12 protein-coding genes are annotated in these 16,533 nt (G+C 75.5%); all 12 read right to left on the bottom strand.

The genetic code is table 11. The features are described from left to right. Positions 1-33 precede the first annotated feature (33 nt). Positions 34-1,281, bottom strand: a complete 1,248-nt coding sequence (locus IF01_RS0105535; RefSeq protein WP_037778918.1) for an NAD(P)-binding domain-containing protein — start codon at positions 1,279-1,281, stop codon at positions 34-36. Beyond that, positions 1,278-2,528 carry a carboxylate--amine ligase gene (locus IF01_RS41355; protein WP_051754966.1) on the bottom strand — a complete coding sequence of 417 codons (1,251 nt, stop codon included), beginning with the start codon at positions 2,526-2,528 and terminating at the stop codon, positions 1,278-1,280. The genes IF01_RS0105535 and IF01_RS41355 overlap by 4 nt, the downstream gene beginning before the upstream one ends. Before the next feature lie 101 nt (positions 2,529-2,629). Further along, positions 2,630-3,985, bottom strand: a complete 1,356-nt coding sequence (locus tag IF01_RS0105525; protein WP_030392130.1) for a glycoside hydrolase family 16 protein — start codon at positions 3,983-3,985, stop codon at positions 2,630-2,632. Next, on the bottom strand, positions 3,982-6,048 hold the full coding sequence (locus IF01_RS0105520) for a glycosyltransferase (RefSeq protein ID WP_157855167.1): 2,067 nt from the start codon (positions 6,046-6,048) through the stop codon (positions 3,982-3,984). The genes IF01_RS0105525 and IF01_RS0105520 overlap by 4 nt, the downstream gene beginning before the upstream one ends. Positions 6,049-6,053: 5 nt before the next feature. Next, positions 6,054-6,878 carry a polysaccharide deacetylase family protein gene (locus tag IF01_RS0105515; RefSeq protein WP_051754939.1) on the bottom strand — a complete coding sequence of 275 codons (825 nt, stop codon included), beginning with the start codon at positions 6,876-6,878 and terminating at the stop codon, positions 6,054-6,056. Beyond that, positions 6,875-7,924, bottom strand: a complete 1,050-nt coding sequence (locus IF01_RS0105510) for a glycosyltransferase family 2 protein (RefSeq protein WP_063764137.1) — start codon at positions 7,922-7,924, stop codon at positions 6,875-6,877. The genes IF01_RS0105515 and IF01_RS0105510 overlap by 4 nt, the downstream gene beginning before the upstream one ends. Then, positions 7,921-9,537, bottom strand: a complete 1,617-nt coding sequence (locus tag IF01_RS0105505; protein ID WP_051754938.1) for a lipopolysaccharide biosynthesis protein — start codon at positions 9,535-9,537, stop codon at positions 7,921-7,923. The genes IF01_RS0105510 and IF01_RS0105505 overlap by 4 nt, the downstream gene beginning before the upstream one ends. Next, entirely contained in the window at positions 9,537-10,898 is a 1,362-nt protein-coding gene (locus IF01_RS41350) for a glycosyltransferase family 2 protein (protein ID WP_051754937.1), read from the bottom strand. Before IF01_RS41350 ends, IF01_RS0105505 begins: the two co-directional genes overlap by 1 nt. After that, positions 10,895-12,220 carry a glycosyltransferase family 2 protein gene (locus tag IF01_RS0105495; protein WP_051740217.1) on the bottom strand — a complete coding sequence of 442 codons (1,326 nt, stop codon included), beginning with the start codon at positions 12,218-12,220 and terminating at the stop codon, positions 10,895-10,897. Before IF01_RS0105495 ends, IF01_RS41350 begins: the two co-directional genes overlap by 4 nt. Further along, positions 12,217-13,143 carry a glycosyltransferase family 2 protein gene (locus IF01_RS41345; RefSeq protein WP_244215428.1) on the bottom strand — a complete coding sequence of 309 codons (927 nt, stop codon included), beginning with the start codon at positions 13,141-13,143 and terminating at the stop codon, positions 12,217-12,219. The genes IF01_RS0105495 and IF01_RS41345 overlap by 4 nt, the downstream gene beginning before the upstream one ends. 395 nt (positions 13,144-13,538) lie before the next feature. Then, on the bottom strand, positions 13,539-15,683 hold the full coding sequence (locus IF01_RS0105485; protein ID WP_051740216.1) for a putative bifunctional diguanylate cyclase/phosphodiesterase: 2,145 nt from the start codon (positions 15,681-15,683) through the stop codon (positions 13,539-13,541). Continuing rightward, the gene (locus IF01_RS0105480) at positions 15,680-16,486 is read right to left on the bottom strand and encodes an SAM-dependent methyltransferase (RefSeq protein ID WP_030392121.1); all 807 of its coding nucleotides are present in this window, start codon (positions 16,484-16,486) and stop codon (positions 15,680-15,682) included. Before IF01_RS0105480 ends, IF01_RS0105485 begins: the two co-directional genes overlap by 4 nt. Positions 16,487-16,533: the final 47 nt, after the last annotated feature.

Genomic DNA, 16,533 nt, shown 5'->3' with positions numbered 1-16,533 from the left:
GGTGGCGCGGGCCGGCCGGACCGGCGGCCCCGCTCAGCGGCTCCCCGCCGGGCCGGCCGCGACCGAGCGGCTGATCCGCCGGGCCGCGAAGCCGGTGCCGCAGACGAACCGCATCAGCGGCCCGAAGGTGTCGGCGGCGGACAGCCCGGCGAAGTGGAGCCCCGGGACGGAGGACTCGAAGCCGGCCGAGAGCCGGGGCGCTCCCCCGTTGCGCCGGTCGACCGTGCCGCGCAGCTCGGGCGACAGGTAGTCGAGCCGCCCGACGTCCACCCGGTAGCCGGTGGCGGCCAGCACATGGTCCACCTCCAGCTCCGGGGTGGTGCCGCGCAGACCCAGCCGCACCCCGCCGTCGCCGCCGTCCGGGCCGCCGTCACCGCCGGTCCGCTCGGCCGTCAGCAGCTCGTGCCCGGTGAGCACCGGGAAGCGGCCCTCGAGCCGCTCGCGCAGCCACCAGCCGCCGGCCGGGCCGAGCACGGTGCGCACCAGCCTGGCCCTGGTCGCGTCCGGCAGGGTGCGGAACGCCCCGGTGGCCCGGCTGAACGCGGTGAACGACCAGCCGGGGCCCAGCGGTGAGCCGGGCTTGGCCAGCCGCACCGGCCACGGGCGGTCGGCGGGGTCCTCGGAGGCCGGCGGCTCGCCGAACAGCAGTTCCCCGGTCCGCGCCACCAGGACCGGCTCGGCGCCGGCCTCGTGCAGCAGGGCGGCGCTCTCCAGCGCCGACTGCCCGGCGCCGATCACCGCCACCCGGCGGCCGCCGAACTTCGCCAGATCGGCGTGGTCCGCGGTGTGCGAGGCGAGGCCCGCCTCGACCAGGGGGCGCAGTACTTCCGGGACCCGGGCGTACGGCGGGAACCCTCCGGCCAGGACCACGGCCCGGGCGCCGAACACCTCGCCCGTGTCCAGCGTCAGCCGGAAGCCGTCCCGCACACGTTCGATCCCCACCACCGCGGCCCGCTCGACCTCGGGCACGCAGGCCCGCTGGAACCACTCGCCGTAGCGGACGAACTCGTCCAGCGGTACGGCGTAGCAGTCGCCCACCGGGGGCAGGCCCGAGGCGGCCCGGAAGTCGGCCAGGCGGTACCGGCCCGCCGGGTCGGAGATCGACGAGGCCCGCGGCAGGGACTTGAGGAACATCCCGGCCGGCATCCGGGTCCGCCAGCTCTCCATCGGGACGCCGAGGACGCGCGGTCGCACGCCCCGGCCCGTCAGGTGGGCGGCGACGGCAAGGCCGTACGGGCCTGCCCCGACGACCGCGACCGGAACGGTGTGCGGAATGGTCATGACGAGCCTCCTCCGGCTCGGGCGGTCATGGTTCCGGCGCCCCTGCGGATCGCCTGACCGGTGAATCGGACGGTCATCGCGGCCGCCGGGACGAGGTCGTCGCGGCAGAGCCAGGCCCGCTCGGTGGACCGGCGCGGACGCAGGTCGGTGGGCGGGTGGCGGTCCCGCCAGAGCGCGACGGCGGCGGAGAGCGCGTCCAGCTGGCCGACGCCGTAGTACCGGTCCAGCTGGGGTCCGCGCGGGACCGGCCGGCCGGTGAGCGACAGGTGGAGGGCCCGGACGACGTCCACGCCGTCCACCGTCTCGAACAGCCGGAACTGGGCTCCGGCGCGGGGGTTGAAGTCGAGCAGCTTGTACCGGCCGTCGCGCAGGTCCAGCCGCCAGTCCAGGTCGGCGATGCCGCTGTAGCCGATCTGCCGGCAGAGTCCGGCGGCGAGGGCCGCCAGCTCGGGGTTGGCCACCGCGACCGCGCGGGTGGTGAATCCGCCCGACGGCGGGTAGGAGCGCAGCTTGCGCCCGGTGAACAGGGCCAGCGGCTCGCCGCCCGGGCCGCAGCACAGGTGGGTGATCCAGTGCTCGGTCCGCTCGTCCGGCAGGTACTCCTGGGCGAGCACCGAGAGCGGGCGGTCCGGGGGGCAGTGGCGCAGCAGTTCGGCTTCGTCGCGCACCACCGTGGCGTGGCTCACCACGGGGTGGCTCAGCCGGGTGAAGGGGGCGAGGTTCTTCAGGACCAGCGGGTAGCCGCAGAGTTCGGCGGCGTCGAGCAGCTCGTCCCGGTCGGCGGGCGCGGCGCTGTGCGGCGCCGGGATCCCGTAGCGGAGGCAGTCGGTGTACAGGGCGCCCTTGTCGGCCAGCCGGCGCGGCAGTGCCGCGGGCACCGGTGGCAGCAGGAAGTACGGAGCGAGTTCCGCGGCGTGCTCGGCGAGCAGGACGGCGGCCTCGTCGTCGGTGGGCACGGCCACGCAGCGGCGGCCGGACTCCCGGACGAGCCGGCGTCCGACGTCCGCGACGGTGGCGACCAGGCGGTCGGCGGGCTCGCGTCCGCTGGTGGGGCGGACGATCGCGCGGGTCAGGTAGCGGGAGAGCGCGGTCGGGGTGAGCCGGTCCTCCACGATCGCCCGTACCTGGACGCCGGCCCGGCCGAGGGAGCGGACGGCGCCGAGCGGCCCGTGCGCGAGCGGGTACCGGCCCACCCTGACCAGCAGGACCGGTGTGCTGCGGTCCAGTGCGGGGCTGGTGCGGTTCACGGTGTCGGCCTTCCTCTGGGGTGCTTCGGTGCTGCGCTGCTGCGGGTGCTGCGGGTGCTGCACTGGTCCGATGCTCGGTGCTGCGGCGCTCTCCGGCGTGCTCAGTGCTGCCAGACGCCGACCCAGTCGACGTCCACCTGGGTCCGGTCGACGCCGGCCGGTGGTGACTGGTGGTAACCGACGGCCAGGTCGAGGATCAGCTCCATGGGCACGTTCGGGATCACGTTCGGGTCGGTGACCTGGAAGACCTGCACGCCGTCGACGTACCAGGTGACCGCGTCGGGTTCCCAGTCGAGTCCGAAGACGTGGTAGCCGCTGGAGAAGTCCACCGGGCCGTGGGAGTAGTGGGCGTCGATGTTGGTGCCGTCGGGTGCCTGGGCGTGCAGGTTGAGGTCGGCGTACTGGTCGGTGTTGATGAACTCGGCGATGTCCAGCTCGGGCAGGCCGCCGCGGGTGCCGGCGGGGAGCAGCCAGAAGGCCGGGAACATGCCGGCCGCCTGGCCGGTCGTCCTGATCGCGGCGGCGAAGTACCCGTAGGTGAAGGTCTTCCGGGGGGTGCCGTCCCACTGGTCGCGGCCGGTGGAGACCATCCCGGAGGTCCAGGGGTAGGTCTTGCCGTCGCTGCCGTTCGTGGCCCGGCGCTCGGCCGTGAGGGTTAGCTTGCCGTCCGCCACCGAGACCTGGCTCGGGAGGTACCACTGGTCCTCCTGGTTGCCGGCGTTGGTGCAGCCGCCGTCGTTCCAGTCGTAGCAGGTCGCCCAGGACCCGTGGTCGAGGCCGGAGCCGTTGAAGTCGTCACGGAACACCGAGTGCCACGGGCCGGTCGACGGCGGCTGGTCGGCCCCGACCGGCAGGGGCGCGGTGGAGGGGGCGGCGGCCGGGGCGGACGGGGCGAACAGGCTGCCGACGGCGGTGCCGTTCGCGCCGCTCCCGGTACTCCCGATGCTGCCGGTGGCCCCGCAGGCGGCGGACAGTGCGAGCACGGTGGCCACCGTGAGCAGCCGCCACCGGACCGGCGGACGCCCGTCCGGCCGACGGTCCCGGCCTCCGTCCCGGTCCCGGTGCAGCCGGCGCAAGGGGTGCGGCCGGTGCGGGGGGCGGCATGGGAGGCGCCGCGGCAGCAGTGCCAGCACCGTGGTGAGCACGGCGAGCACCAGCACCGCGCGGGCCGCGCCGAAGGAGCCGGTGAAGAACAGCGCCTCCGCGGTCAGCACCGCGAACGCCAGGCTCAGCGCGACCACCAGCCCGGCGGCGCTCAGCCGGTCCGGCCCCCGGGCCGGCCGGGGCAGCGGCCGGGCCCAGTCCGCGGCCGCCGCGCCCGGCCCGGCCAGCAGGAAGGCGGCCACCACGACGGCCCGCACCGGCACCCCGACCGGGAGCAGTTGGGCCGCGAGGGCGCACCAGCCGCCCAGCACCGGGAGGAGGCGGGAAGGGGTCCACGGTCGGACGGCGGTCATGGCGTGCTCCCTCCGGCGGGGGCGGTCGCGCCGCCCCCGGCGCCGGAATCGGTGTACTGGTAGACGACGGCGTCCTCGTTGGCGTAGACGCGCCGCAGCATGGGCTCGGCCGCCGCCGCGGCCGCCAGGCCCTGGACGGCGGAGGCCGGCAGCAGGCCGGTCAGCTCGCAGTCGAGCACCTGGGCCCTGGTGAGGATCAGGTAGGTGGGGCCGCCGGCCGGGTTGGGGGTGGCCAGCGCGCCGCGCAGGGCGTCGCCCGGCTCCGCCGCCAGGTGCCGCAGGTCCTCACCGGCGGCGTCGCCGAGCACCAGCCGGTCGTGGGTGTCGAAGTTCAGTTCGCCGCCCGGCTCGTCGGCGGTCAGCGAGATGATCCGGGAACCCGCGGGGGTCTCGGCGACGTAGCGCACCGCCGCGACCTCCTGCGGCGTGAAGTAGTTCATCGCCTCCTTGCTGTAGTACCCGAAGAGGGTTCCGCCGAGGAGGCCGAGCAGCAGGACGGCGCAGACGCCGGTCCGCAGCGGGCCGCCGGGCCGGGTGGCCGGCCGGGGCGGGGTGCCGGGCGGGAGGGCGTCCTCCGCGCGGGTGCCCGCGCGGTTGCCCCAGAGCAGTGCGGCGGCGAGGAGGGCGGCGGCCGGGAGGGCGAACAGGTAGGCGCGGAACAGCATCTCGCCGTCGTAGGCGTTGGCCAGCAGGACGGCGATCGGCGCCACCAGCAGCGGCAGCAGGCCGACCCGGCGCACCCACCGGTGGCGCAGGGCGCCGGCCAGGGCCAGCAGGAGGACGGCGGCGGTGAGGCCGCGGTCGGCCCAGGAGGCGAGGATCTGGCCGAAGGGCGCCTCGCCGAGCCGGGCGAGGCCCGCGACCGCGTTGTGGTCCGGGGAGCCGAGGGCGGCGATCAGACCGCTCAGGTTCGCGGACACGAACGGCCGGGCGACGGTGGCGTCCCAGAGGACGGTGAGCCCGACCACGGCGGCCAGCACCGGCAGGACGGTACGGCGGTTGCGGCGGCCCAGGGCCAGCAGGAGCAGGCTCACGGCCAGCATGACCGGGGTGAGCTGGTGGGAGGAGACGATCGCGGCGATCAGGACCAGCAGCAGGGCGAACGGCGCCGCCCGCCAGCCGGCCCGGGCGGAGCCGTCGAGGACCGTCCCGAGGGCCCGGGCACCGGAGGGTCCGGCGGGGCGCGCGGGTGCGGAAGGGCTCACGGATTTGGCATCGCTCACGGATCCACCGGCCGCGGATCCGGCCGCGGCTCGGGCGAGCCGGCGCCGCGCCGCCAGCCGGTGTACGACCAGGGCGATCACCGTGAGGTGGAGCAGGTAGGCGAACGCCTGCGGGGAGAAGTAGTCCTGACCCACCCAGGCGGTCGCGCAGTAGAGCCAGATCCCGCCCCAGACCAGCCGCCGGTCGGTGGTGAAGCTCCGGTAGAGCAGCAGCAGCGGGCCGAGCAGCAGGACATTGGTGATCACGGGGTACCAGGAGGCGTACCCGAGCACGGAGTCCAGGCCGGTGGCGCGCAGGACCAGCGCGTGGAACTCGAAGAAGCCGGGCCACTGGTTGTAGACGTCCAGCTTGCCCGCGCCCGGCACCGCCCCGCCGTGGCGCAGCATGGCGTCGACGATCGCGACGTGCTTCCAGGCCCAGGCGTAGCGCAGGGTCGGGTAGAGCAGGCTGGGCGTCCCGTGGACCACCAGGATCAGGGCCAGCACATAGGCGCCCGCCCACCGGTGGCGGACCGCCGGGGAGCGCAGGACGGCCACGAAGCCCACGGTGAGCAGGACGGGGGCGGCGAACCAGAGCGGGGGCAGGGCCTGCAGCAGGCCGAGGTCGCCCATCCGGGAGAGCCGGGCGTTCGGCAGCGCCAGCAGCCAGAGGGCGAGCGCGACGGGCAGGGCGCCCAGGGCGATCCAGCCGGACGGGGCGGACGGGGCCGCGGCGAGGACCGCGCGCAGGCCGTGGGGCCGCCGGGCGGGGTCGGGGGCGGGGTCGACGTGGACGGGGGTTCGGGGGGCCGGTGTCCGCGGGTCGGGTCGGACGTCTTCACGTTCCGGGGCGTCGGTCACGGCGATCACTCCTGACCGGGGCTCTTCGGTGGACCGCCGACCGGGCGGCCTAGGGCCGCGCGCAGCCGGCGGTAGCCGCGCCACGCCTTGGTGGCGGTGCTCTCGCGGTGGGGCGCGGTCGGGGCGCCCCGGAGCCTGGTCCAGTCGTCGAACACCCGTGGCGGGGTGTCGGCCCGGACCATCAGCCGGGCGATCCGCAGCGGGTCGTCGGCCGGGGAGCTGAAGAGGTTCCCGACCGCGGTGGCGGAGGTGTAGCCGGCCTGGGCGACCTTGCGGCGGACCTCGGCCCCCGAGTAGCCGTGCGGGTAGGCGAAGGAGGCGACCTCGTGGTTGAGCACGTCCTCCAGCTGGCGCTTGCAGCCGACGACCTCGTCGGTGAGCCGGCTGCCGTGGACGGTGTCCATCGGGACGTGGGTCCGGGAGTGGGCACCGATCTCGACGCCGAGCGCGTCGAGGTTGCCGAGCTGGCGCCAGTTCAGCATCGGCGCCGGCGGGAGCAGGCTTCCGCTGCCCCGCCCCCCGGGCGGGTGGAGGGCGCCGGTGGTGACGTACAGGGTGGCGGGCAGGCCCAGGTCGGAGAGGATCGGGGCGACCGTCCAGTAGAAGTCCGCGTAGCCGTCGTCGAAGGTCAGGACGGCCACTCCGGGCGGCAGCGGCGGTCCGCCGCGCAGGGCGGTGACCAGTCGGCGCAGCGGCACCACCCGCAGGCCGCTGTCCCGGATGCGGGCCAGCTGGGCGCGGAACGCGGCGGGGGTGACGGTGTACGACGCGAGCCAGGCCGGCGGGTCGTCGGACACCGCGTGGTAGAGGAAGACCGGGACGGCGTTCACGGGGTGCCCCCGGGGAGGTCGGGCGCGGCGCCCGCGGCGGGACCGGAGGCGGCTCGACCGGAGGCGCAGGCCCGGCGGGCCGCGATCCGGGCGGCCCGGCCGCGGACCGCCGCGGTGAGGTAGCCGGTGGCGGTCAGGGCGACGCCCGCGCAGAGCGCGCCCGCCGTGGCGGGCCGGCGCCGCCGCAGGCTGCGCAGCAGCGCGGCGGGCACGGTGCGCCGCAGGTAGGCCCGCTCGCTGGCCAGGCCGGCGGCGGCGCCGTCGTACCGGACGACGGCCGCCTTGGAGCAGCCCTCCGCCCAGCAGCGGGCGGCGAAGTAGCGGAAGGTGGTGCGGGCCGCCGGCACCCGGTGGCGGACGGCGGCGGCCGGCTCGTAGCGCAGGACGGCGCCGGGGTGCTGGGCGGCCAGCCGGATGCAGAGGTCGGTCTCCTCGCAGCCGAGCGGGCGTCGCCCGACCCGGCCGAGGTCGGTCCGGAAGCCGCCGGCGGCCAGCACCTCGGCCCGCCGGAAGGACATGTTGGCGCCGATGAGGTTGCGGACCGGGGCCGGCCGGACCGGCAGGCCCCGGTAGGAGCAGCCGACCACCCAGTCGAACTCGGGCGGGAACCAGTCGGGGCGGCCGGTCCGCCACCACGGCCGGACGAGGCCGCCGACGCCGAGCACGCCCGGGTCCCGGTAGCCCGCGATCAGGTGCTCGGTCCAGTAGGGGTCGGCGGCGGCGTCGTCGTCGAGGAAGGCGACCAGGGTGCCCCGGGCCTCGGCCAGGGCGGTGTTGCGGGCGCCGGACAGGCCGCGCCGCTGCCGGTTGGGGAGGATCCGCAGGCCGGTCAGGTGCTCCTGGGCGAGGCGGAGGAGTTCGGGGCAGTGGTCGACGACCAGCAGCAGTTCCTCGGGCGGGCGGCGCTGGGCGTGCACCGAGGCGACGGCGGCGCTCAGGTCGTCCCAGCGCTCGACGGTGTAGGCGCAGATCACCACCGTGAGGTCCGGTGCGGGGCGGTCGGGGGCGCGGGTCCCCTGCCGCGGGTGGATCCGGTCCGGGGTCATGCCGGTTCGCCTCCTTCCGTCAGTTCCGTGTCCGTCGGCTTCGTGTTCGTCGGTCCCGGGTCCGTCCGGCCCGTGGTCGTCCGGCCCGTGGTCGTCCGGTCCGTGCCTGTCCGTTCCGTGTTCGTCCGGTCCGCCGTGCGCAGCCAGCCGCGCAGCACCAGCAGCAGGCCCGCCGCCAGCACGTACTCGGCGATCAGCCAGGCGAGGCCGACGCCGGTCAGTCCGTAGCGGGGCAGCAGGACGGCGACCAGCGTGATGACCATCGCGCTGGAGGCGACCCTGACCCCGATCATCCAGGGCAGCGCCCGGCGGACCCGGGCCATCTGGATGACCACGTTGATCACCGCGACCGGCAGGGCGCACAGCGCCATCAGCCGCAGCACCGTCGTCCCGTGCTCGGCGTAGGCGGGGCCGAAGACGCCGAGGATCAGGCGTGCGCCGGCCACGATGACCAGCACGGCCCCGGCCAGCAGCAGCCCGGTGTGGCGCAGCATCCGCCGGGCGTACTCGGCGAGCCGCTGCGGATCGCGGGCGCCCTCGACCACCAGCGAGTGGCCCATGCTGAACGTCGCGACGAACAGGGTCTCGGCGATGACGAAGGCCAGCGAGTAGTAGGCGCTGCCCTCCGGTCCGAGCTGTGCCAGCACCATCAGCGGAACGACGCTGTAGCTGGCGAAGCTGAAGAGGTTCCCGAGGTAGTCCGCGCCGGCCCAGCGCAGCACCCGCTGCGGGGGTTCGGCGTCGGCGGGCCCGGCCGCCTGGTGGTCGGGCACCGCCCGGCGGAACAGGACGACGTTGGCCAGCCCGATCGAGATCAGCATCGCGGCCGCCCAGGCGAGCATGATGCCGCTGCTGACGGCCAGCACGGCGCAGGCGGCGAGCAGCACGGTCTTGGTGACGGCGAAGACGGCGTTCTCGCCGAGCACCCAGCCGGTCCGGCGGGTGCCGGTGAGCGCACCGTCCTGGAGGACGAAGACCGAGTAGCCGGCGGTGGCGGCGACGAACGCGACGGCGAGCACCGGTCCGCGCAGGAAGACCAGGTCGGGGGCGACCAGCGGGATCAGGAGCAGGAAGCCGACCGCGACCGCGGCGCTGAAGCCGATGCTGATCACGTAGCACCGCAGCACCAGGCTGCGGGTGTGCCGCCCGGCGGCGGGCACGAAGCGGACCAGGGCGTCCCCCAGGTTGAGGCTGCCGAGGGTGGACAGGAACATCGCGGCCGACAGCGCGGCGTAGCTGCGGCCGACGGTCTCGACCGCGTAGTAGCGGGTGGCGAGCAGCCAGAAGAATCCGCCGAGCCCGGCCGCGACGATCGAACTCGCGGCCAGTACGTGCCCGTTGCGCATCAGGGCGTCGGAGCGCGGCCGCCCGTCCGCGGGCCGTCCGTCCGTCGCCCGTCCGTCGGTCTGCCGTCCAGCGGTCGGGTGGAGGGCGGCGCGGGCCCGGGCCGGGAGGGCGCCGCCGGGGAGGGCCGCGCGGACGGCGCGGATCCGGGCCCGCAGCAGGGCGCGGAAGCTGCAGTCGCAGGGCATCGCGACCGGGCACGGGCAGGTCCCGGCCATCGGCCGGCGGCGGCGCGGCCGGGGGCGGGGGTGCTCCAGGAGGGAGGCCATCACGGCCTCGGCGCGGAGTCGGCCCGGCGCTGCCGCCGGACACTGCGCAGGTAGCAGAGCGGCCCGTAGAGCAGGCCGAGCAGTTCGAGCCGCCCGAGGTGCGCCATCAGCGGGTCGCGGCGGCCGTCGGCGGGAGTGCCCCGGCGCAGGGTCTGCCGGACGCCGCACGGCACCCGGGCGAGCAGGGCGGCCAGCAGTTCCGGCCGGTGGCGGACCGCGGCGGTCAGGTAGGCGCCGAAGCCGACGCCGAAGCCGAAGACCTGGGTGCTCAGCGCCTCCATCGACCGGCGGTGCGGGTGCCAGACCAGCGCGTCCGGCCGGTAGACGACGGTGTGCCCGGCGATCAGGACCTGGAGGAAGGCGAGCAGGTCCTCGCCGCCGCGGGCGGGGGTGCCGGTGCTGGTGGCCGGGTCGAAGCCGCCGATCGCCCGCAGCAGGTCGGTGCGGAACGCCATGTTGGCGCCGGTGCCCAGCCGCCCGGTGGCGAAGGGGAAGAGCGGGTCCTCGGACGGGTCGAGCAGCGACCAGCTGCGGGTGGTGAAGCCCTTGGCGTAGCCGCAGTACCGTTCCAGCGCGAGCTGGGCGCGGGTGTCGAGTTCGGCGGGCAGCACCAGGCCGGTGACGCAGCCCGCCCGCGGGTCGGTGCGGAAGCCGTCGACCAGCGCGGCGGCCCAGTCCGGGTCGATCAGCAGGTCGTCGTCGGCGAAGGCGCAGATCTCGCCGCGGGCGACCGCGAGGCCGCGGTTGCGGGCCCGGGCCAGGCCGGGCACCGGCTCGTACAGGTAGCGGACCCGGTCGGGGTAGCGCCGCCGGCAGAGCGTCTCGGTGGCCCGGTCGGAGGGGGCGTTGTCGACCACGACCACCTCGGTGTTCCGGTAGGTGCCGGCCAGGACGGCGTCCAGGGAGCGCGGCAGCAGGTCGGTCCGGTCGTGGGTGCAGACGACGACCGTCAGCGGCGGGCCGTCGGCCGGGGTGCGTACCGGCGGTCCGGGGCGGTCGTCCGGGTCGAGGTCACGGGTGACCGCGTCGACCAGCGCGCGGTAGGGCCCGGCCGCCGTGCCGGGCGCGCCGTCGGCGGACGGCTCCCCGGTGGCCAGGCCGAGCGGGCGGCCGTGGTCGCGGACCAGGGCCAGCACCCGGCCCTCCGGGGTGAAGACCCCGCCGCGGCCGGGGCGGCGCAGGACGTCGGGGTGCTCCAGGTCGAGTTCGGCGATCGCGACCGGCACGGACGGCAGCTCGGTCCGCGCGGCCGCCGAGCCGGGGGCGGCGGGAGTGCTCGGGGTGGTCGGGGTGGTCGTGGTGGTCCGGGCGGCGGGGCCGGTGGGGCCGGTGGGGCCGGTCGGGGTGGTCGGGGCGGTCATGAGGATCGGCCTCCGGTGCTGGTGCGGCGCTGCTGCCGGACGGTGCGCAGGTAGCAGAACGGTCCGCGGGCCAGGCCGCGGCGCTCCGTCCGCCGCAGCTCCCGCAGCACCTCGTCGGTCACCCCGTAGCGGGGCCGCGCCGCGGGCCGGTGGGTGCGGTGCCAGCGCCAGAGGCCGTAGGGCAGCAGCCGGAGGATCCCGGCGAGCAGGCGCGGCTGGTGGGCGACCGCGGCCGTCAGGTAGGCGGTGAAGCCGACGCCGAAGCCGTCGACCTGGTGGGCGAGTTCCGCCATGGTCCGCCGGTGGCGGTGCCAGACCAGCGCGTCGGGCTGGTAGCTGACGGTGTGCCCGGCGGTCAGCACCTGGAGGAAGGCGAGCAGGTCCTCGCCGCCCCGGGAGGGGGTGCCGGTCCCGGTGGCCGGGTCGAAGCCGCCGATCGCCCGCAGCACGTCGGTGCGGAACGCCATGTTGGCGCCCATTCCGAACCGGCCGGTGGAGAAGCGGTCCAGCGGGTCCGACAGGCCGTCCCGCAGCGACCAGCTGCGGGTGGCGAAGCCCCGGACGGGCCCGTTGTACTGCTCCACGACGAACTGCGCCTCGGTGTCGAGTTCGGCGGGCAGCACCAGGCCGGTGACGCAGCCGATCCGGTCGTCGGAGGCGAAGGTGTCCGCCAGGGCGTCCACCCAGCCGGCGTCGGCGACGGTGTCGTCGTCGGTGAAGGCGCAGATCTCGCCCCCGGCGACCGACAGGCCGCGGTTGCGCGCCCGGGACAGCCCCGGCAGGGGCTCCTGGACGTAGCGCACCCGGTCCCCGTAGCGCTCGCGGACGAGGTCCTCGGTGGCGGTGGTGGCCGGGGCGTTGTCCACCACGATCACCTCGACGCCGGGGCGTCGGGTGGCCAGGACGGCGTCCAGGCACACCGGCAGCAGCGCCTCCCGGTCCCGGGTGCAGACGATCACGCTGACCGTGACCGGGCCCGCGGGCACCCGGACGCGCGCGACCCGACTCGGGCGCGCCGCGGGTGTCGCGGTGGACAGGGCGGGAACGGGGAGTTCCCGGTGGGCGGCGTCGACCAGCGCCCGGCGCAGCGCGGCGGTTCCGCCGGCTGTTCCGGTGGCCGTGACCAGGCCGAGCGGGTGCCCGTGCAGCCGGACCAACGCCAACACGCGGCCGTCCGGGTCGTCGGCCCCGGACCCGCCGGGCGAGCGCAGCCCGCTCGGCTCGTCCAGGTCCAGGTCGACGACCCGGACGGGGGTGTAGAGCGAGTCGCGGGCGGCGGGACGCGGGCAGGCTGCATCGGTGCGCCGGTCGGAGCCCTTCATCGTTGCTCCTCCGCGGTGGCGGCCGCCGAGGGCCGGGCGCCGGGACGCTCGGTGATCAGGGTCCTCAGCACCCGGCGGCCGTCGGCGACGGCGTGAAGGTTGGAGCGACCGCTGCGGCGGGGGAGTTCCAGGCTCGGCACCTCGGCGATCCGCAGTCCCGAGCGCAGCGCGTGGGCGATCATCTCGGCCTCGATCTCGAAGCCGGTGGACCGCAGGTCGAGCGCGTCCAGGAAGGAGCGGCGGAAGGCGCAGTAGCCGTAGCACAGGTCGGTGAGGCGCGCGTCGTACAGCCGGTTGGCGACGGTGAGCAGGGCGCGGTTGCCCAGCGAGCGGACCCTGGTGAGGTCCAGTGAGCCGCCGCCGCCGATGCAGCGCGAGCCTTTGACGAAGTCGTAGCCGTGGTCGAGGAAGTGCAGGAAGTGCGGGATCTCGCCGGGCCACATGGAGCCGTCGGCGTCGATCATGACGATGTACTCGCCGGTGGCGGCGGCGAAGCCGGTGCGCAGGGCGTTGCCCTTGCCGGGTCCCCGCTGGGCGACGCTGCGGACGGTGGGCAGGCAGTGCCGGGCCATCGGGACGGTGGCGTCGCTGGAGGAGCCGTCCACCAGGATGACCTCGTCGACGCAGCGCGGGATCTGCTCGAAGACCCAGGGGATGTTGCGGGCCTCGTTGCGGGCGGGGACCACCAGGCTGACGGTGTGCCGGGTGACGACGACGTCCCCGGCCCGGCGCATCGGCCGGGGGCGGGCGGGGTCGGGCCCGGTGTCGCGGTCGGTGGCCCGGCGCAGCGGGTGACCGTCGGGGTTGCGGGCGCCGTCATGACCGTCGGGGCCGTCATGACCGTCGGGGCCGTCATGACCGTCGGTGCTGTCGTGACCGTGCTGGCTGTCGGGTCGGGCGCTCGGGGGCGCGGTGGTGCTCATCGAAAGCCGGCCTCTCGGCGAAGAGGTGGTGGGCGGGGCGCCGGACGGACCGTTGGACGGCGGGAACGGCGCGGCCCCTGGCTGTGACGGGCGGCGCCCGGCGCGGAGGCGCGGCGCGGCCCGGTGGGACGGGGCGGGCCCGGTGCGAGACGGATGCGCAGGGCTCGGACCCCGGAGAAAGCCCCGAGGGGGCTGGTCGACGGACCGTGGGACGTCGGGCGACCGCCGGGAGCCGGGCGGCCGAAGGGGGTGCGCACCGCTGGTCCCGGGCACCTGGGAAAGCGCCGGTCCGTCGTACTGGCGGGGATCCCGCACCGAGGGTGCGGGTACTGCCAGGACCTCATCGTGCGCTCGGTCGCCTCACCGCGTCAAGGGTGATTTGTCCGTTTTTTGCACTAACCTCCGTGCGTCACCGCTCGCCCCCGGACCGCGACCGGGCGGCCCTGCGGCTCCTCGGCGATCCGCCGGGCGATCTCGGCCGGCCGCACCGGCCGTCCGAAGTGCCAGCCCTGCGCCCAGTCGCAGCCGATGACGCGCAGTCGCTCGGCGTCCCGGCGGGTCTCCACGCCCTCGGCGGTGACGGTCAGCCCGAGGGCGTGCGCCATCGACACCAGACCGCTGACGATCCGCCAGCCGGTCTCCTCGTCCTTGGCCGGGTCGTGCAGGTCGCCGACGAAGGACCCGGCGATCTTGAGCCCCGAGACCGGCAGGTCGCGCAGGTAGGCGAGGTTGGACCAGCCGGTGCCGAAGTCGTCGACGGCGAGCGAGACGCCCTGCTCGACCAGGCCGTGCAGGGTGCGCAGCGCCTCGTCCTCCGGACCGACCACGGTGGACTCGGTGATCTCCAGCTGGAGCCGGGCCGGGTCCAGGCCGGTGCTGTCGAGGATCCGGTTGAGGTCGCCGACCAGGGCGGCGCTGCGGGCCTGGCGGACCGCCAGATTGACGTTGAGCTGCGGCGCGGCGTCGCCGAACCGCCTGATCCAGTCGGCGGCCTGACCGCAGGCCTGCTCCAGCACCCAGCGGCCGAGCGGCATGATCAGCCCGGTCTCCTCGGCGGTGGTCACGAACTCGTCCGGGCCGAGCACCCCGAGCTGCGGGTGGCGCCAGCGCACCAGCGCCTCGACGGCGGCGAGCCGGCCGTCGGCCAGCGCGTACAGCGGCTGGTAGTCGATGAAGAACTCGCCCCGGTCCAGCGCGGCGGGCATCCGCACCGACACCGCGTAGCGGGAGACGGCGCGGGCGTTCTCCTTGGGGTCGAACAGCGTCCAGCGGCCCCGGCCGGCCTCCTTGGCCCGGTAGAGCGTCAGGTCGGCGGCCCGGACGGCGGCGCCGGGGGTGGTGGTGGAGACCCGGCGCTCCAGCACGCCGACGCTGGCGCCGACGGCGAGCTTGTGGTCACCGATCAGCACCGGCCCGGCCAGCGCCTTGAGCACGGTCTTCGCGGCGGCGACGGCCTCCTGCTCGCCGCGGCTGTTCTCCAGCAGGACGACGAACTCGTCGCCGCCGAGCCGGGCCACCAGGTGGCCGAGCGGGTTGAGGGCGGCCTTCAGCCGGGCCGCGACGGCGGACAGCAGCTGGTCGCCGGTGTCGTGGCCGAGGCTGTCGTTGACCACCTTGAAGCCGTCGAGGTCGACGTAGCAGAGCCCGAACCGGGCGCCCGGGTCCGGGTCCTCGAAGAGCTTCTCCAGCCGTTCGAAGAACGCGGCCCGGTTGGGCAGCCCGGTGAGCGGGTCGTGGGTGGCCTGGTGGCGCAGCCGCTCCTGGAGCCGGTAGCGGTCGGTGACGTCCTCCAGCATCGCGACCTGGTACTGCGGGGAGCCGTCGTCGTCGCGGATCAGCGAGACCGTCAGGTGGGTCCACACCACCTCGCCGTCCTGCCGGTAGTACGGCTTGTCGAACTGGAAGTACTCGCGCTTGCCGCTGACCAGTTCCTCGTAGACGTCCCAGACGCCGTCGGCGTCCTCGGGGTGGACGAGGTCGCCGACCCGGCGGCCGATCATGTCCTCCGGGCCGGCGCCGAACAGCTCCTGGAGGGCCTTGTTGACGGCCAGGATGTTGCCGTCGGTGTCGCCGATGCCGATGCCGATCGCGGCGCTCTCGAACAGCGCCCGGAAGCGCGCCTCGGACGCCCGCAGTGCCTTCTCGGCCTCCTTGCGGGCGATGTCGGCGGCGGTGCGGATGGCCTCCTGCTCGCGCAGGGTGCGCTCGCGCAGGGCGGCCGCCCAGCCGGCCGCGAACGCGCCGCACAGCGCCGGCCCCCGGCCGTCCGCGGCCGGCTGCCGCTGGAGCAGCTCCACCGCGCGGGCCAGCACGATGGGGTCGGTGAACTGCGCCTCGACGAGCTGCGCGCCGGCCTCGGCGGCCAGGTGCGGCTCGAAGGGTTCGTCCAGCTGGGCGCGGCGGAGCAGCCCGGCGGTCCCGGACACCAGCCGGTCGAGCAGGCCGGGGTGGACCGCCGTGCCGTGGTCACCGGAGAGCAGCCGCGCCCAGTCCTCGTGGAACCGTTCGGCGCCGCTGCTCGGTTCCGGTGCTCGGGTCACGGGCGGAACCCCACACCCGCCACCCCGGTCATCCGCTCCGGGTGCTCGCCGACGGCCTCCGGCTGGTCCGGGTGCCACTGCGGCAGGTAGACGACGCCGGGCTCGACGATGTCGAAGCCGGCGAACATCCCGGTGATCTGCTCGACGGTGCGCATCGTCAGCGGCGTGGGCGTCATCCGGTAGAGCCGCTGGTGGTCCTCGGCCTGGTCGGGGCGGCCCTCCAGGGAGGCGTGCGAGAGCACCAGGGCGCTGCCCGGCGGGAGGGCGTCGCGGATGACCGCGATCAGCTTCCACGGGTCGTCCGCGTCCTGGACGAAGTGCATGACGGCGACCAGCAGGACGGCCACCGGCTCGCCGGCCGCGAGCAGCGCGGTCACCTCGGGGCGGGACATCAGGTCGTCGACGTCCCGGACGTCGGCCTGGACGACGAGGCTGCCCGGGTCGTCCTCCAGCAGCAGCCGGCTGTGGGCGACGGCGACCGGGTCGCGGTCGATGTAGACGACCTGGGACTCCGGCCGGACGGCGCGGGCGATCTCGTGCACGGCGCCGAAGGTGGGGATGCCGGAGCCGATGTCCAGGAAGCGGCTGATGCCGCGTTCGGCGGTGAACTGGACGGCGCGGCGCAGGAAGGCCCGGTTGGAGCGCATGATCTGCGGCAGTTCCGGCCAGAGGGCGATCGCCTTGCGGGCCATCTCCCGGTCCACCTCGAAGTTGTGCGAGCCTCCGAGGTAGTAGTCGTAGACCCGGGCGGCGTTCGGTTTGTCCAGGTCCGTGCCCTCCGGTACCCAGTTCGGTCGCCGCATCCTCGGGACTCCTTCGTTCCGGTTCCGATGAATCAGTCACCTGCTGT

It is taken from the genome of Kitasatospora purpeofusca (genome assembly GCF_000718025.1).
Classification (GTDB): domain Bacteria; phylum Actinomycetota; class Actinomycetes; order Streptomycetales; family Streptomycetaceae; genus Kitasatospora; species Kitasatospora purpeofusca.
Note: the sequence above shows the minus strand (reverse complement) of the source record. Positions and strands in the feature narration are given on the sequence as shown.

Excerpts from the sequence above, each read along its gene's own strand:
- IF01_RS0105535 (WP_037778918.1), bottom strand. The coding sequence starts at position 1,281 with ATGACCATTCCGCACACCGTTCCGGTCGCGGTCGTCGGGGCAGGCCCG.
- IF01_RS0105525 (WP_030392130.1), bottom strand. The coding sequence starts at position 3,985 with ATGACCGCCGTCCGACCGTGGACCCCTTCCCGCCTCCTCCCGGTGCTG.
- IF01_RS0105510 (WP_063764137.1), bottom strand. The coding sequence starts at position 7,924 with ATGACCCCGGACCGGATCCACCCGCGGCAGGGGACCCGCGCCCCCGAC.
- IF01_RS0105505 (WP_051754938.1), bottom strand. The coding sequence starts at position 9,537 with ATGGCCTCCCTCCTGGAGCACCCCCGCCCCCGGCCGCGCCGCCGCCGG.
- IF01_RS41350 (WP_051754937.1), bottom strand. The coding sequence starts at position 10,898 with ATGACCGCCCCGACCACCCCGACCGGCCCCACCGGCCCCACCGGCCCC.
- IF01_RS0105495 (WP_051740217.1), bottom strand. The coding sequence starts at position 12,220 with ATGAAGGGCTCCGACCGGCGCACCGATGCAGCCTGCCCGCGTCCCGCC.
- IF01_RS41345 (WP_244215428.1), bottom strand. The coding sequence starts at position 13,143 with ATGAGCACCACCGCGCCCCCGAGCGCCCGACCCGACAGCCAGCACGGT.
- IF01_RS0105480 (WP_030392121.1), bottom strand. The coding sequence starts at position 16,486 with ATGCGGCGACCGAACTGGGTACCGGAGGGCACGGACCTGGACAAACCG.